The sequence below is a fragment of the Nonomuraea sp. NPDC001699 genome (genome assembly GCF_053596455.1).
This window is the reverse complement of sequence record NZ_JBSFGF010000009.1, coordinates 50498-66418: the sequence shown is the minus strand read 5'-3', so window position 1 is coordinate 66418 and position 15921 is coordinate 50498. Positions and strand designations below refer to the sequence as shown.

The following is a 15921-nucleotide window of genomic DNA, read 5'->3' as shown; positions in this document are numbered from 1 at the left end:
TCCAAGCCGTTCCACGCGCGGGAGCGAGCGTGGCCACGACGAAGGTTCGGTAGATTTCGGGGCGAGAAGCCAGGGATTGTGAGGCAAGAGTGTCAGACGAACGCGGCCCGCAGACGACGAGTCGAGGAGGGCGTCCTCGTGCGTGGATGATCGTGCTAGCCGTGATGGTGCTCGTGGTCGATCAGGCGTCCAAGTTCTGGGCGTTGTCGGCGCTGTCCGGCGGTGAGGAGATCATGGTGATCCCACGGCTGCTCTCCTTGCGGCTGCTGCTCAACCCCGGTGCCGCGTTCTCCCTGGGGGAGGGCGTGACCTGGGTGTTCACCCTGGCTGCCGCCGGGGCGGTCGCCGGGATCCTGTACATGGCCCGACGGCTGAGCTCGCCGGCCTGGGCCGTCGTGCTGGGCGCCCTGCTCGGCGGGGCCACCTCCCACCTGCTCGACCGCCTCTTCCGCCCGCCCGCGTTCGCCCAGGGTCACGTGGTGGACTTCATCGACTACGGTGGCCTGTTCGTCGGCAACGTCGCCGACATCGCCCTGACCGGCGGGTGCGCCCTCCTGTTCCTGCTCAGCCTCCGTGGCATCCCCCTTGCGGGCGTAGCCGGCGAAGGACGCCTGTCCTCGACAGAAGGCCCCGCCTGACCGAACGCCTGGAGGATGGATGGGGACCCGCCGCCCATCCTCCCGCCACCGCACGTTCTTCACCCGCCACCGGTCCTCTGCCTGCCACCCACCTCCGCCTTCCATCGCGTGTCGGCCGCCCGTTCAGTTTCCGTCGGTCGTCGCGTCGGTCGTCGCGTCGGTCGTCGCGTCGGTCGTCCGGAGAAGGACAGCGAATGGCGCGGATGCGGTCCGGGACGAGGCCCGGGGTCACGGTCGCGGCGTGATGTGCCAGATCGTGTTCCCGGCGTCGTCGGCGACCAATAAGCGGCCGTTCTTGCCCGTGATCACGCCCACCGGCCGGCCGTAGGTGGCGCTGTCGTCCGGTGCCGGTTTGAAGCCGGTCAGGAAGTCTTGGGGTTTGGCGCTGGGCATGCCGTCTTTGAAGGGCACGTACACCACCTTGTAGCCCACCGGATCGCCCCGGTTCCACGAGCCGTGTTCGGTGATGAAGGCGCCGCCGCGGTAGCGCTCGGGGAACGTGGCGCTGTCGGAGAAGGTCAGGCCGAGCGGGGCCGTGTGGGCGCCGAGGGCATAGTCGGGACGGAGGGCGCGGGCCACCATGTCCGGACGCTGAGGCTGGACCCGGTCGTCCACGTGACGACCCCAATAACTCCAGGGCCAGCCGTAGAAGTCGCCGGGGCGTACGCGCGTGAGGTAGTCGGGTGAGGCGTCGTCGCCCAGGAGGTCGCGTTCGTTGACGACTGTCCAGAGTGTCTTGGAGTGGGGTTCGAGGCCCAGGCCGTTGGGGTTTCTGAGGCCGGAGGCCAGGATGCGCTCGCCGGTGCCGTCAGGGTTGATCTCCAGGACCGCGGCGCGCCGTTTCTCGGCCTCCAGACCGTGTTCGCCCGCGTTGCTCGACGAACCGACCGTGACATAGAGCTTGGTGCCGTCGGGCGCGGCGAAGAGGTTGCGGGTCCAGTGGTTGTTGTAGCCGCCGGCCGGCAGGTCGAGAATCTTCTTGCCGGGCTCGGTGACGCGGGTCTCGCCCAGCTTGTACGGGAAGCGCCAAACACCGTCGGTGCCCGCGACGTAGAAGGCCGCCTGGGTGCCGTCCGGAGCCGCCGGACCGAGCGTGTACGGCGCGGACGCGGCCAGCAGCGCCATCCCGAACGGCTGGTTGAGGTTGTCCAGGAACACGCTGCGGAAGTCGGCCACCCCGTCACCGTCGGTGTCGCGCAGCAGCGTGATCCGGTTGGCGCTGCGTTCGGTGGTCGAGCCGTCGTTGCGGCGCAGCCAGTAGAACAGCCCCATGATGGGGGACTCCGGGTCTTTGGGCAGCGTGGCCGACTCGGCCACGAGAACGTCGCCGTTGGGCAACTCGTAGAGCCATCGGGGATGCTCCAGCTCACCCGCGAACCGGGTGACCGTGAACCCGGCCGGTGCCGTCGGCGTCCTGCCGGAGGGCCAGCCGACCACGTCGGGGGCGTTGACCTTGGGGATGGGGAACGTCTCGCGCTCCCCGAGCTCGGGCTCGGAGCCCAGCTGAGCGGCTGTCTGCGGGGCTCCGCCACGGTTCACCGCGTAGACGGCGCCTGCCACCGCGAGGACAACGAGCAGGAGCAGCACGAGCAGAGCTCGAAGCAGGATCCGGCGTCGTGGGCGGCGCGGGGTCGCCGCCGGCGCTGTCACTTCGGAGGTCGTGGACACCGGATCGTCTCCCCGTGAGCGGATGATCGTTGATGGATGACGGGACGGCACGTGAGAACGGCAGCCAAGGATCCCTCTCCCCTCGGATAAGCTGTCCGGAGTTAACGGCCGTTAGATTTCTAACATGTGTTAAGCGCGAGGTCAATTCAGATGCTCACCCGTCACAAGATCCTGGAAGCCGGCCTGGAGGTCCTCGAGGCGGACGGCGCCCACGGCATCAGCATGCGTAAGCTGGCCAAACGTCTCGATGTGACGGCGACGGCGATCTACCACTACTTCGACGGGCGCGAGTCGCTGCTGGAGGCCATCGTGGACGAGGTGTGCAGCAACATCGTCTCGCAGGCCCCCCGCGAAGGGGGGTGGAAGGACCAGCTGCGCGGGCTCATGGGTTCGATGGTCAGGCAGTCGCTGGAGCATCCCAGGGCCTCGGTGTGGTCCATCACCACCTACGCCCGGCGCGCGCCCGTGATGAGCCTCCACGAAGCCATCTTCGGCATCCTGCTGGACGCGGGCTTCCCTCCTGACCAGGCCGATCACGTGAAGGGGGCGGTCCTGCGCGTGTGCGTCGGGCATCTGGTCCTGCACGAGGCCGCCGCGAGGGACTGGACCGAGCTCCCCGCCGACAAGTATCCGCACTATCACGCGGTAGAGGCCGCGCGTCGGCGGGCCGACCAGGTCGAACACTTCAGGTTCGCGCTCGACGCGGTCCTCGCCGGTTTGCCCGACCCGAACCCTGGGGGCGAACCCGCTGCCTGACGCCCTCCCGGGGGGCCTCCGCCCGATCTGGGCACCAGGCGACGCCGGCGGCGGGACGGGTTAACGAGTGTTAGAGTTCTGCCCGGCGCCGCTTCCAGCCGGGCGGAGCCGGGGGCCGTCCCCATGAGAGGAGGCGCGACGATGGCCGGAGGTTTCCCGCGAGGGGAGAAGGCCGAAGGTGGTTCGTGGCACGGGTGCGGGGTAGGGCAACCGTTGGCGCGGACGCGGCCCAGGAACGCCTTCGAGGTGCAGCGTGACCGAGACCGGCAGCGGATTAACGACCGCCGAACACAGAGCCCAGGTGCGCAAGGCCGCCACGGCGAGTGTGGTCGGCACCGCCATCGAGTGGTACGACTTCTTCCTCTACAACACGGCCGCCGCCGTGGTCTTCGCCGAGGTCTTCTTCCCGAAGTCCACGCCGTACGCGGGCACGCTGGCGGCCTTCGCGACCAACGCCGTGGGCTTCGCCGCCCGGCCCGTGGGAGCGGCGATCTTCGGCCACTGGGGCGACCGCATCGGCAGGAAGGCGACGCTCATCGTGACCCTGCTGACGATGGGCGTGGCCAGCGCGCTCATCGGCGTGTTGCCGGGCACCGACAGCATCGGCGTGGCAGCGCCGATCATCCTGGTGGTCCTGCGTGTTCTGCAGGGCATCGCGGTGGGCGGCGAGTGGAGCGGGTCGGTGCTGCTGTCGATGGAGTGGGGCGACCAGCGCAGGCGTGGGCTGATGGCGAGCTGGCCGCAGGTGGGCGTGCCCATCGGGCTGATCCTAGGCACCGGCGCGATGTCACTGCTGGCCACCACGACCGGCGACACGTTCAAGGACTGGGGATGGCGGGTGCCGTTCCTGGCCAGCTTGGTCCTGGTGGCCATCGGGATGTGGGTGCGGCTGAGGGTGCTGGAGACCCCGATGTTCGCGCGGGTGCTGGAACGGCGGCAGGTGGTCAGGCTGCCGGTGGTCGAGGTGCTGCGCAGGCACCCCAAAGAGGTGGTGCTCAGCGCGTTGCTGCGCGTGTCGGAGCAGATGCCGTTCTACCTCTACACGACGTTCGCCATCACGTACGTCACCCAGCAGCTCGGCCTGTCCCGGACGATCGCGCTGTCGGCGGTGACCTGTGCGGCGGCGGTGGAACTCGTCGCGATCCCGTTCTTCGGGCACCTGAGCGACCGTGTCGGCCGCCGGCTCGTGTACGCGGTCGGCGCCGCGCTGCTGGCGGTGGTGGCGTTCCCGTACTTCGCGCTGCTCAACACCGGCATCGTGCCGGTGGTCTTCCTCACGATCATGGTCACGCAGATCCAGCACGCCATGGAGTACGGCCCGCAGGCCTCGCTCATCGCCGAGAGCTTCCCGACCAGACTCAGGTACGGCGGCGCAGGCCTCGGGTACCAGCTCGCGTCGATCATCGCCGGCGGTCCGGCGCCGCTGATCGCGACGTGGCTGCTGCACGACTACGGCTGGCAGGCCATCGCGATCTTCATGGTCGTGGGGGCGGTGGTCGGGTTCGTCGCCACGATGGCCCTGCCCGATCGATCCAGGATCGACATCTCCCAGCCTTCCGCCTACAAGACGACCTGAGCGACTCTTCTCGTGCCTTTCATGATTTGATAGCACCATTGAATGCGGGGCGACGAGGGATGGGCGAGTCATGAGTGTCGTGGTGTGCGGTGAGGCGATGCTCCTGATGCTGGCCGAGCCCGGCATCCCGCTGGAGCGGGCCACGGTCTTCCGCCGCTCGATCGCGGGCGCGGAGTCGAACGTGGCCGCCGGGTTGGCCAGGCTCGGCCACGACGTGCGCTGGCTCGGCCGGGTCGGCGCGGATCCGGCGGGCCGGGCGGTCCTGTCCATGCTCCGGGCCGAGGGCGTCGACACCAGGCATGCCGTCATCGACCCGGGTGCGCCGACCGGTCTGCTCGTCCGCGACAGCCATCCCTTCCGGGCCATCGACGTGCAGTACTACCGTGCGGGGGCGGCCGCGTCCAGGCTCGCTCCCGACGAGCTGACACCGGAGATGGTGAGTGGTGCGAAGATCGTCCATGTCACGGGGATCACTCCGATGTTGTCCGAGACCGCGCACCTGGCGACCCTGCGGCTGCTGGAGCTGGCAGGGCAGGCCGGGGCGCTGATCTCCATCGACCCCAACATCCGACACAAGCTGGGCGAGCCCGCAGCGTGGCGCGAGCGGGTGGCGCCGCTGCTGGCCAGGGCGGACGTGGTGCTGGCCGGCGAGGACGAGCTCGACCTGCTCCAGATAGACCCGGCGACGCTGTCCGGGTTGACCGTGATCAAGCACCGCGACAAGTCCGCCACATGCGCGGGGCTGCGGCAGGAGGCGTTCACGGTGCCGGTGACCGACCCCGTGGGAGCGGGGGACGGGTTCGCCGCGGGGTTCCTGTCGGGGATGCTGCGCGGCGAGCCTTACGAGGTGTGTCTGCGCGAGGCGGCGGCGGTGGCGGCGCTCGTCGTCCAGTGCGCCGCGGACACCGACGGTCTGCCGGACCGGGCGGGGCTGGAGCGCGCTTTGGCTGCCTTCACCGGACACACCGAAACGGTCCACCGATAGTCGAAACCAGTCGAAGATGCTTCGCCGTCATGAGTGACCTCGTTGCCGCAGAGGGGCCGTTACTGATCATGAGTGTGTCGAATGACTCTGCTGTCGGCCTGCTCCTGGTGTGTGCGGTGACGGGGAGCCTGCGGCGCCTGGCCCCTGCGCCGCAAGAGGCCGGCGAGGACGATCGAACGCGGATCGCGAGTCCGCAAATCGGGCGAAGGCGATTCGTGAAAACGCGGTCAGGGGCGGGTAGGCGGGGGATCGTCCGTCACCACGGAGGGCGGCTCGCCGTAGCCGTGCGTTGATGAGGGAAACCGGAGAAGGGACGTCATGTACCGCTGGGAGATCGTCCAGGCCGTCACGGAGCAACGCGTGTTCGGCATCGTCCGGGCCGCCGCGCCCGAGGCGGCGCTGACGGCGGCCGAGGCCGTGCTGGACGCCGGGCTGCGTGCCGTCGAGGTCGCGCTCACCACGCCCCGCGCCCTCAGCGCCGTGGCCCGGCTCACCGAGCAGCGCCCCGACGCGCTGGTCGGAGCGGGGACGGTACTCGACGAGGCCGCCGCCAGGGCCGCCGTGGAGGCGGGCGCGCGGTTCCTGGTCTCGCCCGGCCTGCGCACCGACGTGATCCGCGCCGCGCACCGCTACGGCGTGCCGGTCTTCCCGGGCGTGACCACCCCGACGGAGATCGTCCGCGCCCTGGAAGAGGGGGCGGACGCGGTCAAGATCTTCCCGGCGTCGGCGGTGTCGCCGTCCTGGCTGCGGGACGTGCGGGCCGCTCTGCCGCAGCTGCCCGCGATCCCCACCGGCGGCGTGACCATCGACGACGCTCCCGAGTGGATCGCGGCCGGTGCCGTGGCCTGTGGCATGGGCTCGGCGCTGACCTCGGGCGGCCCGCGTGCCGCGAGCGAGCGGGTGGCGGCGCTGCTGGCGGGGCTTGGACGGGCCCGATGAGTGTGGAGACGCTACGGGGCCTGCACGGGCAGGTGCTCGACGCGGTCGGCAGGTCACTGGCGGGCGGGGAGATCCGCGCGGGGGAGGTGCTGCGACTGGAGGACGTCCAGGAGCGGTACGGAGTCTCCCGGACCGTCGCACGGGAGGCCGTCCGCGTGCTGGAGTCGAAACGCCTGGTCACCAGCCGTCCTCGTGTCGGCGTCACCGTGCGGCCGATGAGCGCCTGGAACCTTTATGACCCCCAGGTGATCCGCTGGCGGCTGGCCTCGCCGGGGCGTGAGGTGCAGCTGCGTGAGCTGGCCGAGCTGCGCGCCGCCATCGAGCCCGCCGCCGCCGCGCTGGCCGCGGCGAAACCCGACCCCCGCGTGCGGGACGAACTGGCCGCCCACGCCCACGCCATGGACGCCGCCGCCCGCGCCGGTGACAGCCCGGCCTACGTCACGGCCGACGCGGCCTTCCACCGGGTGCTGCTGACCGCGTCGGGCAACGGCATGTTCGCTCAGCTCGCCGAGGTGACCGAGGTGCTGCTCGAAGCCAGGCGAGAGCTGCTGCTCCTGCCCGAGCGCCTGGAGACGACCGCCATCGGCCTCCACCACGAGATCGCCGAGGCGGTCGCCGCCGGGCGGGCGGCCGAGGCCGCACAGGCCGCGGCGGACATCGTCGGACGTGCCCGCGCCGAGGTCGAGCAGATCCTGGAGAACAGCAGAGAGCACGTCACGGAGGTTCCCCGATGAGCGTCGCCGTCCATGTCGGCCCTGAGCCGGTGCCTGTGCTGGTCGACGCCGTACGGCGGTCGGGTGGCAGTGTCGTGCCGCTGGAGGAGGCGGAGGCGATCGTCTACTACGGGCGCGGCGGCCCCGAGGAGCTGCGATCCATGATCCATGACGGCATCCGGTGGGTGCAGCTGCCGGCGGCGGGTGTCGAGCGGTACGCCGCGGCGGGAGTGATCACCGAGGCGCCCGTCTTCACCGCCGCCACCGGCTCCTATGGCGTGCCCGTCGCCGAGCACGCACTGGCCCTCATGCTGGCCGCGGCCCGCAACCTGCCCCGACTGGCCAGGGCCACCGAGTGGGGGAGGAACGAGTCGAAGGAGTTCGCCGGCTCGACGGTCGCGATCATCGGCTGTGGGGGTATCGGGCGGGCGCTCATCAGGATGCTGGAGCCGTTCGGCTGCCCGGTGGTCGCGGTCACCGACAGTGGCTGGGCGCCCGGTGCACACCGCATCCTGCCCCGTGCCCGATATCGGGAGGCGCTGCCGGAGGCGGCGTACGTCGTCCTCGCGGCGGCCACCACGCCGAGCACCAAGGGCATGATCGGCGCTCCCGAGCTTGACCTGATGCGTACGGACGCCTGGCTGGTCAACATCGCACGCGGCGCGCTCGTCGTGACCGATGACCTGGTGGCGGCGCTGCGCGATGGGCGGATCGGTGGTGCCGCGCTGGACGTCACCGATCCCGAGCCGCTGCCGTCCGGGCACCCGTTGTGGCACATGGAGAACGTCCTGATCACGCCGCACACCGCGAACCCGCCGTCGTCCTACTGGCGTGGCCTGGCCGAACGGGTGGCCGCGAACGTGCGCCACCTCGCCGACGGCGCTCCGCTGGAGGGTGTGGTCTCGGCGGAGCAGGGGTTCTGAGGTGGCGGCGACCTGACCCTCACCAGAACGGGTCACGCCCGTGGTCGAAAGCCCGATGTCCTCAATCGCGCCGCCATCCCACCACCAATCGCTCAACCTTTTAGGCAGGCGAAGGTTGGCGGGGGTCTCTCCGGCGCGGCTGACGGTGTCACCGCTGGTCGCTGGCTTCTGTTCGTACGATGGGCAGGTCTCTGCAGGCCGTCAGGAACGTTTCGAGATACCAGCCCAGGTCGACGAACTCCGGCATGTGCGCGATGGTGCGGTAGTCCAGCAGAGGGAGCAGGGAGGCCGATGTCCTTTCCTCGTGGAACAGCACGTTCGCGAAGGTCTTCCCGTCGGGCAGCCTGCTGGTGATGCCTACCGCCTCCCCGGCCTCGTAGGAGGTGCGCATGTCGCGTTTCACCTCGTCCAGGCCGTCCAGCGGCAGGATTTTCCAGTCGTAGTCGGTCATGTACCAGATGGCGTCTTCTTCGCGCAGCAGCTCCCACCCCATCCGGGTGAGCCGATCGAGGACGTCCATGAAATCGATGTCGTGTGCGAGCTCCAGGTGGATGGCGACGTCGCGGCTCATGTCTCTTCGTGCCGGATCGATGGAAGGGGGCGCTTCTGGCGAGCGATCCATCGGCGGATCGCTGAGCCTTCCAGCCGGATGGCGTCGGTCGGCATGGGTAGTCGCTGGAAGGTCGACGTCGAGGCCTTTCCGTCGAAATCATGCGGCGCGGCGGCAGAGAGCGGTCGCCCCGGGGGTTTCTGGCTCAGTCCAGGGCTACTCGGGCTCCGGCGCTCTGTCCCGAGTCGTGTACCTCAAGGCCCGCCGGCTCGGCGCTCTTCGGCAGGTCGAACTCCAGCGTGCCGGTGAAGGACTGGCCGGGGGCGATGCGGACCGGGGTGATCTCGGTGCCGCTCTTGTCGAGGAGTTTGCTCCCGCCGTGCAGGGCCTCGTCCGCGTCGATCAGCTTCTGCTGGCCGGGTTGGAGGACGCGGGCGTCGGGGCCGACGTTGTTCACCTTCACCGTGATCTGGCAGGTCCGGCGGGAGGCCGACTTCGCGGGTTTGGGGCACTTTGTGCCGGTTACCGCGAACTTCAGCTTGCCGTCCTGTACCGGGCCGTCCGCGCCCATGGCGGGGGAGCGGAAGATCCAGGCGAGGGCGGCCAGCAGCACCACGAGCAGGACGATCGCGATCACCAGGACGGTCACGCAGCCGGTGAACATGCCGCGTTTGGGGCGCGGGGGCACGTACCCGGGGAGCGGGCCCTGGCCCGTGGTGTGCGGCGGTAGAGGGCCCTGGCCGGTGGTCTGGTGGTGGGGGAGCGGGATGTTGCCGGTCCGGTCCACGGGGGGCGGCATCTGTGGCGCGCGTGGACCGGGATGCTCCGTCGGGGCGGGCATGGGCGGGCGCGGACCGGTGCGTTCCGCCGCGGAGGGCATCTGCGGCGGGCGGGGGCCCGTGCGCTCGGCTGCGGAGGGCATCTGGGGCGGGCGGGGGCCGGTGCGTTCTGCCGGGGAAGGCATCTGGGGCGGCCGCGGGCCCGTGAGCTCGGCCGGAGAGGGCATCTGGGCAGCGTGGGGCGCCCCGGCGTGGTCGGCGGCGGACGGCGTCTGAGGTGCGCCCGGCCCCTGGTAGTCCGCTGGGGCGGGCATCGGCGGACGCGGGCCGGTGCGCTCGGCGGGCGGCACCGGCCCCCCGAACGCCGCACGTTCGGCCGCAGGCGGCATCGGGCCGCCGGACGCCGTGCGTTCAGGCATGGGCGGCATGGGAGCGCCGGATGCTGTGCGTTCGGCGGCAGGTGGCATCGGGGCGCGGGAGCCTGTGCGCTCGGTGGAGGGGGGCATCGGCGGGCGGGGGCCCGTGCGTTCGGCCGGGGGCGGCATCGGGGGGCGGGAGCCGGTCGCCGGGGGAATCGGGGGCCGGGGGCCGGTGCGTTCGGCGGGTGGGGTCATGGGGCCGAGCGGCCGGAACTCCGAGGGGTTCCACGCGTTGGTCAGGTGTTCGGTGGCCGCCAGTTGGGCCGCGGGCTCGTCGGCCGCCCCCACCAGTTCCAGCAGGAGCTGCTTGGCCGCGGGCCGGCGCGCCGGGTCGGGGTGGATGGCCGCCGCGACCAGCCGGTCGAGGGGCGCGGGCAGCCCGCGCAGGTCCGGCGGCGCGGTACGGGCCCGCGCCGCCATCACGTACGCGTCCCCCTCGCCGAACGGGTGCCCGCCGAGCCCCGCGTACGCGATCAGCGACCCCCAGGCGAACACGTCGCCGGCCGGGCTCGTGTGCCCCTCGAAGACCTGCTCGGGAGCGATCCACCCGGGCGTGCCCATCACCATGCCGGCGTTCGTGTGCCGGGACGCGACGTGCGTGGAACGCGCCAGGCCGAAGTCGATCACCCGCGGCCCGGCCAGCGTCAGCATGACGTTGGCCGGCTTGAGGTCGCGGTGGACCAGCCCCGCGGCGTGGATGGCGGTCAGCGCCGCCGCCACGCCCACGGCCGCCGAGTGCAGCACGGACGGCGGCAGCGCGCCGTGCTCGATCAGCTGGTTCTCCAGCGAGATGCCGTCGATGTACTCGGTGACCAGGTAGAGCACCCCGCGGTCCTCGCCGTGGTCGAGCACCCGCGCGGTGCAGAACGAGGCCACCTTGCGCGCGTTGGACACCTCTTCGTGGAAGCGCGCCCGGTAGACCGGGTCGGCCGTGAAATCCCGCCTGATGGCCTTGAGCGCGACCTTGACCCCGTCGGCGCCCCTGGCGAGGTAGACGGTGCCCATGCCACCCGAGCCGAGACGGCTCACCAGCTCGTAGGGGCCGATCGCCGGCGGATCCTCAGGCTCCAGCGGAGTGCCTGCCGAGCGCCCCACGGTCGCCGTCCTCTCGCCGTCGTCATCCCGTCGCAAACCGAACCGTTTCTCCCGCCGGTACGCCTTTTTCTCCCCCAGACTCTAACGGAGAAGCCGAGGCCCGGTGGCGACGAAGACCGGTCAGCTCTGGCCCGCACGCCGCGTCAGCGGACGCATCGTCACCCGCAGTCGCGCGGCGTTGAGCGCCGGGGGCAGCGGGCGGTGCGGCGACAGCGGCCGGCCGGACGCCTTGGGGCGTGCCGCGGCCAGGATTCCGCCCAGGAAGGCCGTGCCGACGCCGAGCATCAGGTGCACGCCGTCGCAGCGCGGCAGGGCCCACCATTCGTCGGCGGCGGTGCCGTCGAGCCAGATCTCGGGGGCGAAGGAGTCGGCGTAGTGGAGGCGGGGGCTGCGCTGGTGGGGGGCGAAGGGGAGGATGACGTGGGTGCCGGCGGGCACCGGGACGCCGTACCAGTCGGTCTCCTCGGTGGTGACCCGGGACAGGGCCGGGACCGGCGGCCACAGGCGCAGGCCCTCGCGCAGGCAGGCGCGCAGGTAGTCGGGGTCGGCGCGGGCGCACTTGCGCTGGGCGGGGTAGGTGGCCAGCAGCGCGAGGGTGCGCATGAGGCTCGCGGCGGTGACGCTGAAGCCGAGCAGCCAGAACGCCGCCTGCCGCAGGCCGCGCGCCTCCGGGCCGCTGGTCTCGGCCAGCAGGCCGGCGAGGGTGCCGGGCTCGGCGCGGCGCAGGTGGTCGAGGATGCGGGCGTCGTAGCGGCCGGACAGGATCTCCTGGCGGCGTCTGGCCCGGCCTCTGCCCGCCCGCCTGACCTGGGCGAGCAGCGCGCTCAGCTCCTCGTCGCCGGCGGCGCCCGCGCCGTAGACGCAGCGCCGGGCCACGCGTTGCCAGCAGCCCTCCAGCCGGGCGTAGTCGATCACGCCCGCCGTCAGCGCCGCCGCCTCCTCGCGTGCGACCTCGGCGAACGTCGGTCGCAGCACGTCGTAGGGCAGCCCGGCGGCCCGCGTGCGCACGGCGGGGACGAAGGCGGGCTCCGACAGCACGCGCTCGGCGTCGCGGCGGGACAGCACCACCAGAGCCGTGCGGCGCGGGCCGCGGACGAGCACGGGACGGCCGCCGTACCGCACGTGCAGGCCGGTCAGCAGGGAGCGGGAACGCAGCAGGTCGAGCCCGGCCGTCGCGTGCGGCGTGCCCGGCGGCAGGAGGGCGGCGGCCAGGCGCAGGCTCTCCAGCACGGTGGCCCTGTGCAGGCCTCTAGGCACGCGTGCCCTCCCCGGGGCCCGTGCCCAGGGGCGTCGGGGCCTGACCTCGCCGGGCCGCGGGCGCCTCCTCGGCGGCCGGAGCGGGAAGGTGATTCATGGGCTCATGCGATCGCCCGTCCGCCGGTCGCGCAAGCGGGGGTCTCGCTGGGCGGAACGTTTTCGGGCCGCGCCATATGGAGCGTTCCAGAAGCCGGAACACCTCAGGCCACCACCAGCGCGGCCGAGATCGCCTGTGCCGCGCCGCGCACGGTGAGGCCCAGCCGGGCCAGCGGCGCGGACGGCGCGGGCGCCGCCACCCCCACTGACATGCACACGCCGCCGCCGGGCCCGAACACCGGCGCGGCCACGCACGACACGCCCTCGGTGTACTCCTCCTGGGCGTAGGCCACGCCGTAGCGTCGGACCTGGGCCAGTTCCCGTTCCAGGGTGGCCACCCCGGTGATCGTGCGACGGGTCAGCCGCTCGAAGCCGCCGCGCCCGAGCACCTCCTCGCGCAGCCCGGTGTCGAAGGCCAGCAGCGCCTTGCCGGTCGCCGTGCAGTGCAGCGGCGCGAGATCGGTGCCGTCGGAGCGGGAGCGGACGCGGTCGTGACCGTACAGGCGCTCGACGTAGCGGGCCTCCAGGCCGGCGGTCACGGCCAGGTTGACCGTCTGCCGGGTGGTCTCCTGCAGGCAGAGCAGGTACGGCAGCACCACCCGGCGCGACCCCGGGATGCGGCTCCTGGCGATGCCGGCCATGGTCTCCAGTTGCCGGCCGGGCAGGTAGCCGGTGCCCACCCGCCGGGCCAGTTCGCGGGCGCACAACACGCCCAGGATGCGGTGGGCCGTGGACTTGGGCAGGCCCGTGCTCCGGCTGAGCTGGGCCAGGCTGACCGGCCGGGGCGCGGCGCTCAGCGCGAGGAGGATGTCGATGCCCCGCTCCAGGCTCCCGATCGGCGTCACCGGACGCGTGAGGTCTTCCTGGCGGGCCGTTTGCAGCGGCATGGCAGTCCCTTTCGCTCTCCGAGGAGCGGATGGGGCTTCCCGGGGCTACGGCTTGGCATTCCTTGCCCTACCCCGCCGCCACGCGTCCGAATACCCGGTTCGGCGCGGGCTGATGATCTCCGCTTACCCGTGAACGGCCACGTCGGCGGTGGTTCTGCGGTATAAGTCCAGAAGTGCGGCATATGCGCATGGGCGTGCGAAGGGGGCATCAGGATGTCGCTGCGGGCGTACGCCGTCGCGCTGACGGCGGTGCTGCTCGTCGGAGGGCTGCTCTGGCTGGCCTACGGCCCGGAACGGGACGTCCCGCGAGCCGCGCACACGGCGGCCCCCACGAGCACACCGGTGCCCGTGATCCGGTCCACGCGGCCGCCGCCGGAGCTGCTGGAGTCCTGCGCGGACACCTCCGACGCCAAGCGGTGCGAGAGGGGACGGGCCCTTCTCGACGCCTGCGAGGAGGCCGGGTTCACCGGCCGTCGTTGCCGGGGCAGCGAGGCCGTCCAGCGCGACCGGAGGGCGTTCCTGGCGGACTGCCGTCGCGCCGACGTCGTCGTACGCGACACGCGGACGTGCGCGCGGGACGGGGAGAGCGCCGCGCGGGCGTACCTGTACTGCCGGTTCGCCGGTGGGACGGACCGCCGGTGCGAGCGCCCGGCGGTCTACACCGTCTGCGTCCGGCGGGGCGGCGGGATGCTCTGCGGCGACGCCGCCCCCGGCTATGACGCCTGCCGGGCGCGGACCGTCGAGGGCACGGAGATCGCCCGCCACATCTGCGTCGAAGGCATCGAGGAGTACGCCTTCTGCCGGTACGGCTGGACCCTCACCTCCGAGGGCGGCGACATCTGCCGGCACGCGACCGCCGTCTACGAGGACTGCCGCACCCGCGCGCCCGTCGCCGAGTGCGAGCAGGCGCGGCACGAGGACGCCAAGGCCCAGGACCTCCGGCAGGGGCGGCCTACCGGCGCAGGGCCGCCGCGTCGGCGGCCAGCTTCTCCACCCGCGCCCAGTCGCCCGCGGCCAGCACGTCGGCCGGGGTGAGCCAGCTCCCGCCCACGCAGCCGACGTTCGGCAGCCGCAGGTAGTCGGCGGCGCTCTCGGCCCGGATGCCGCCGGTCGGGCAGAAGCGCACGTCCGGCAGCGGCCCGGCCAGCGACTTCAGGTACGGCACGCCGCCCGCCGCCTCGGCCGGGAAGAACTTCAGCTCCTTGATGCCGCGCTCGGCCAGCGCCATCACCTCCGAGACGGTGGCCGCGCCCGGCAGGTACGGCACGCCGCTCGCCTCCAGCGCCTCCACCAGCGACAACGTCGTGCCCGGCGAGACCAGGAACCGGGACCCGGCCGCCACGGCCGCCGAGATGTCGGCGGTGGTGCGGATCGTGCCCGCGCCGACCGTGGCCCCCGGCACCTCCGCGGCGATCCGCTCGATCGCGCCGAGCGCGGCCGGCGTGCGCAGCGTCACCTCGATGACGGGCAGTCCGCCCGTCACGAGCGCCTCGGCCATCGGCACGGCGGTCGCCACGTCGTCGATCACCACGACGGGGATCACGGGGGCGAGGTCGAGCAAGCTCATGAGAGTCTTCTCCTCATCGGCCGCGGTCGCGGCCGTCTAGTGGTGATCAGGGTGAGCCTCAGCCCACGAGTTCGGTGGTGGCCCGCCGGCGCAGCCAGGCGGCCGCGCCGGTGAGCGCCGGCTGGGGCGCGACGATCAGCGTGGTGGCGATCGCCTCCAGGTATCCGGACATGTCGGGGTTGCCGATGAACCGGTCGCGGAAGCCGCTGGCCCGCACCCGTTCCACGATACGGGGCAGCACCCCGCCGCCCAGGTACACCCCACCCCTGGCGCCCAGGGTGAGGGCCACGTTCCCGGCGAAGCTGCCCAGCATCTCGCAGAACACCTCGACGGTCTCCGCGCAGAGCGAGTCGTCGAGCCGGGCCACGATGTCGGAGGCGTTCAGGTCGGGCGCGGTCACGCCGTTGACCTTGGCCAGCGCCCGGTGCAGGCGTACCAGGCCGGGGCCGGACAGCAGGTGCTCGGCCACGACGTGCGGCAGCCCCTCGGCCTGCAGCACCCGTACGATCTCCAGCTCCCGCCGGTCGATCACCGGCACCGTGACGTGCCCGCCCTCGCCCGGGACGGGCGTCCAGCCCCGGTCGGTGGGCACGAGCCCGCCGACGCCGAGCCCGGTCCCCGGACCCAGCACGGCCTTGACGCCGTCGCCGGGCTCGGGCCCGCCCAGGGACACCAGATCGGGGCCCTCCAGGTGCGGCAGCGACACGGCCAGCGCCTCGAAGTCGTTGAGCAGCACCGCGTACGGGATGCCCAGGTCGCGGACGGACCCGGCCCACGCCGAGTTCGTCAGCCGGTAGCGGTCGCCGTCGATGGGCCCGGCCAGCGCCAGGCAGGCCGCGCCCGGACGCGCCCCGCCCGCGTGCTCGGCGAGGTAGGCGTCCACGGCGTCGGGCAGGGTGGCGTAGGCGGAGCCGGCCAGCACCGCGACGTTCGTCGGCCGGGCCTGCGGCGAGGTGACCAGCCCGAACCGGGCGTTGGTCCCCCCGATGTCGGCGACCAGCCAGGGCAGGTCGAACGCACTCATCTCACACCTCCGATGCTCAGGGCGCGACCGGGATCGCACGCCGTCGCCG

15 protein-coding genes are annotated in these 15921 nt (G+C 72.3%); 8 read left to right on the top strand and 7 right to left on the bottom strand.

The window, feature by feature from the left end:
- Positions 1-146 precede the first annotated feature (146 nt).
- The gene (locus ACWCSU_RS26750) at positions 147-638 is read left to right on the top strand and encodes a signal peptidase II (RefSeq protein ID WP_449938502.1); all 492 of its coding nucleotides are present in this window, start codon (positions 147-149) and stop codon (positions 636-638) included.
- Between the two features lie 228 nt (positions 639-866).
- On the opposite strand, the gene ACWCSU_RS26745 is transcribed toward ACWCSU_RS26750, so the two are convergent.
- Complete coding sequence (locus tag ACWCSU_RS26745) at positions 867-2306, bottom strand: PQQ-dependent sugar dehydrogenase (RefSeq protein ID WP_449938501.1); 1440 nt, start codon at positions 2304-2306, stop codon at positions 867-869.
- A gap of 150 nt (positions 2307-2456) precedes the next feature.
- Here ACWCSU_RS26745 and ACWCSU_RS26740 point away from each other — a divergent pair, with 150 nt between their 5' ends.
- The 6 genes from ACWCSU_RS26740 (at position 2457) to ACWCSU_RS26715 (ending at position 8198) form a co-directional block, all read left to right on the top strand.
- A complete protein-coding gene (locus tag ACWCSU_RS26740; RefSeq protein WP_449938500.1) occupies positions 2457-3062 on the top strand; it encodes a TetR/AcrR family transcriptional regulator in 606 nt (201 codons plus the stop codon).
- Between the two features lie 253 nt (positions 3063-3315).
- Positions 3316-4638: an MFS transporter gene (locus ACWCSU_RS26735; RefSeq protein WP_449938497.1), complete on the top strand. Its 1323-nt coding sequence runs from the start codon at positions 3316-3318 to the stop codon at positions 4636-4638.
- Positions 4639-4708: 70 nt separating this feature from the next.
- Complete coding sequence (locus tag ACWCSU_RS26730; protein WP_449938494.1) at positions 4709-5623, top strand: sugar kinase; 915 nt, start codon at positions 4709-4711, stop codon at positions 5621-5623.
- 318 nt (positions 5624-5941) lie between these two features.
- Positions 5942-6562: a bifunctional 4-hydroxy-2-oxoglutarate aldolase/2-dehydro-3-deoxy-phosphogluconate aldolase gene (locus ACWCSU_RS26725; protein ID WP_449938491.1), complete on the top strand. Its 621-nt coding sequence runs from the start codon at positions 5942-5944 to the stop codon at positions 6560-6562.
- Positions 6559-7296 carry a FadR/GntR family transcriptional regulator gene (locus ACWCSU_RS26720; RefSeq protein ID WP_449938489.1) on the top strand — a complete coding sequence of 246 codons (738 nt, stop codon included), beginning with the start codon at positions 6559-6561 and terminating at the stop codon, positions 7294-7296. Before ACWCSU_RS26725 ends, ACWCSU_RS26720 begins: the two co-directional genes overlap by 4 nt.
- On the top strand, positions 7293-8198 hold the full coding sequence (locus tag ACWCSU_RS26715; protein ID WP_397042459.1) for an NAD(P)-dependent oxidoreductase: 906 nt from the start codon (positions 7293-7295) through the stop codon (positions 8196-8198). Before ACWCSU_RS26720 ends, ACWCSU_RS26715 begins: the two co-directional genes overlap by 4 nt.
- A gap of 148 nt (positions 8199-8346) precedes the next feature.
- On the opposite strand, the gene ACWCSU_RS26710 is transcribed toward ACWCSU_RS26715, so the two are convergent.
- The 4 genes from ACWCSU_RS26710 to ACWCSU_RS26695 all read right to left on the bottom strand — a co-directional run bounded on the left by ACWCSU_RS26710 (position 8347) and on the right by ACWCSU_RS26695 (position 13281).
- On the bottom strand, positions 8347-8769 hold the full coding sequence (locus tag ACWCSU_RS26710; RefSeq protein WP_449938486.1) for a hypothetical protein: 423 nt from the start codon (positions 8767-8769) through the stop codon (positions 8347-8349).
- Between the two features lie 184 nt (positions 8770-8953).
- Positions 8954-11041, bottom strand: a complete 2088-nt coding sequence (locus ACWCSU_RS26705; RefSeq protein WP_449938484.1) for a protein kinase domain-containing protein — start codon at positions 11039-11041, stop codon at positions 8954-8956.
- Positions 11042-11161: 120 nt separating this feature from the next.
- On the bottom strand, positions 11162-12298 hold the full coding sequence (locus ACWCSU_RS26700) for a cytochrome P450 (RefSeq protein ID WP_357695960.1): 1137 nt from the start codon (positions 12296-12298) through the stop codon (positions 11162-11164).
- Between the two features lie 200 nt (positions 12299-12498).
- Entirely contained in the window at positions 12499-13281 is a 783-nt protein-coding gene (locus ACWCSU_RS26695; protein ID WP_357695961.1) for an IclR family transcriptional regulator, read from the bottom strand.
- Between the two features lie 213 nt (positions 13282-13494).
- Here ACWCSU_RS26695 and ACWCSU_RS26690 point away from each other — a divergent pair, with 213 nt between their 5' ends.
- Complete coding sequence (locus tag ACWCSU_RS26690; RefSeq protein WP_449938480.1) at positions 13495-14316, top strand: hypothetical protein; 822 nt, start codon at positions 13495-13497, stop codon at positions 14314-14316.
- On the opposite strand, the gene eda is transcribed toward ACWCSU_RS26690, so the two are convergent.
- Both eda and ACWCSU_RS26680 read right to left on the bottom strand, forming a co-directional pair.
- Entirely contained in the window at positions 14234-14848 is a 615-nt protein-coding gene (gene eda / locus ACWCSU_RS26685; protein ID WP_449938476.1) for a bifunctional 4-hydroxy-2-oxoglutarate aldolase/2-dehydro-3-deoxy-phosphogluconate aldolase, read from the bottom strand. The two genes, ACWCSU_RS26690 and eda, sit on opposite strands and share 83 nt — an antisense overlap.
- Before the next feature lie 58 nt (positions 14849-14906).
- Entirely contained in the window at positions 14907-15872 is a 966-nt protein-coding gene (locus tag ACWCSU_RS26680) for a glucokinase (protein ID WP_364094366.1), read from the bottom strand.
- Positions 15873-15921 lie beyond the last annotated feature (49 nt).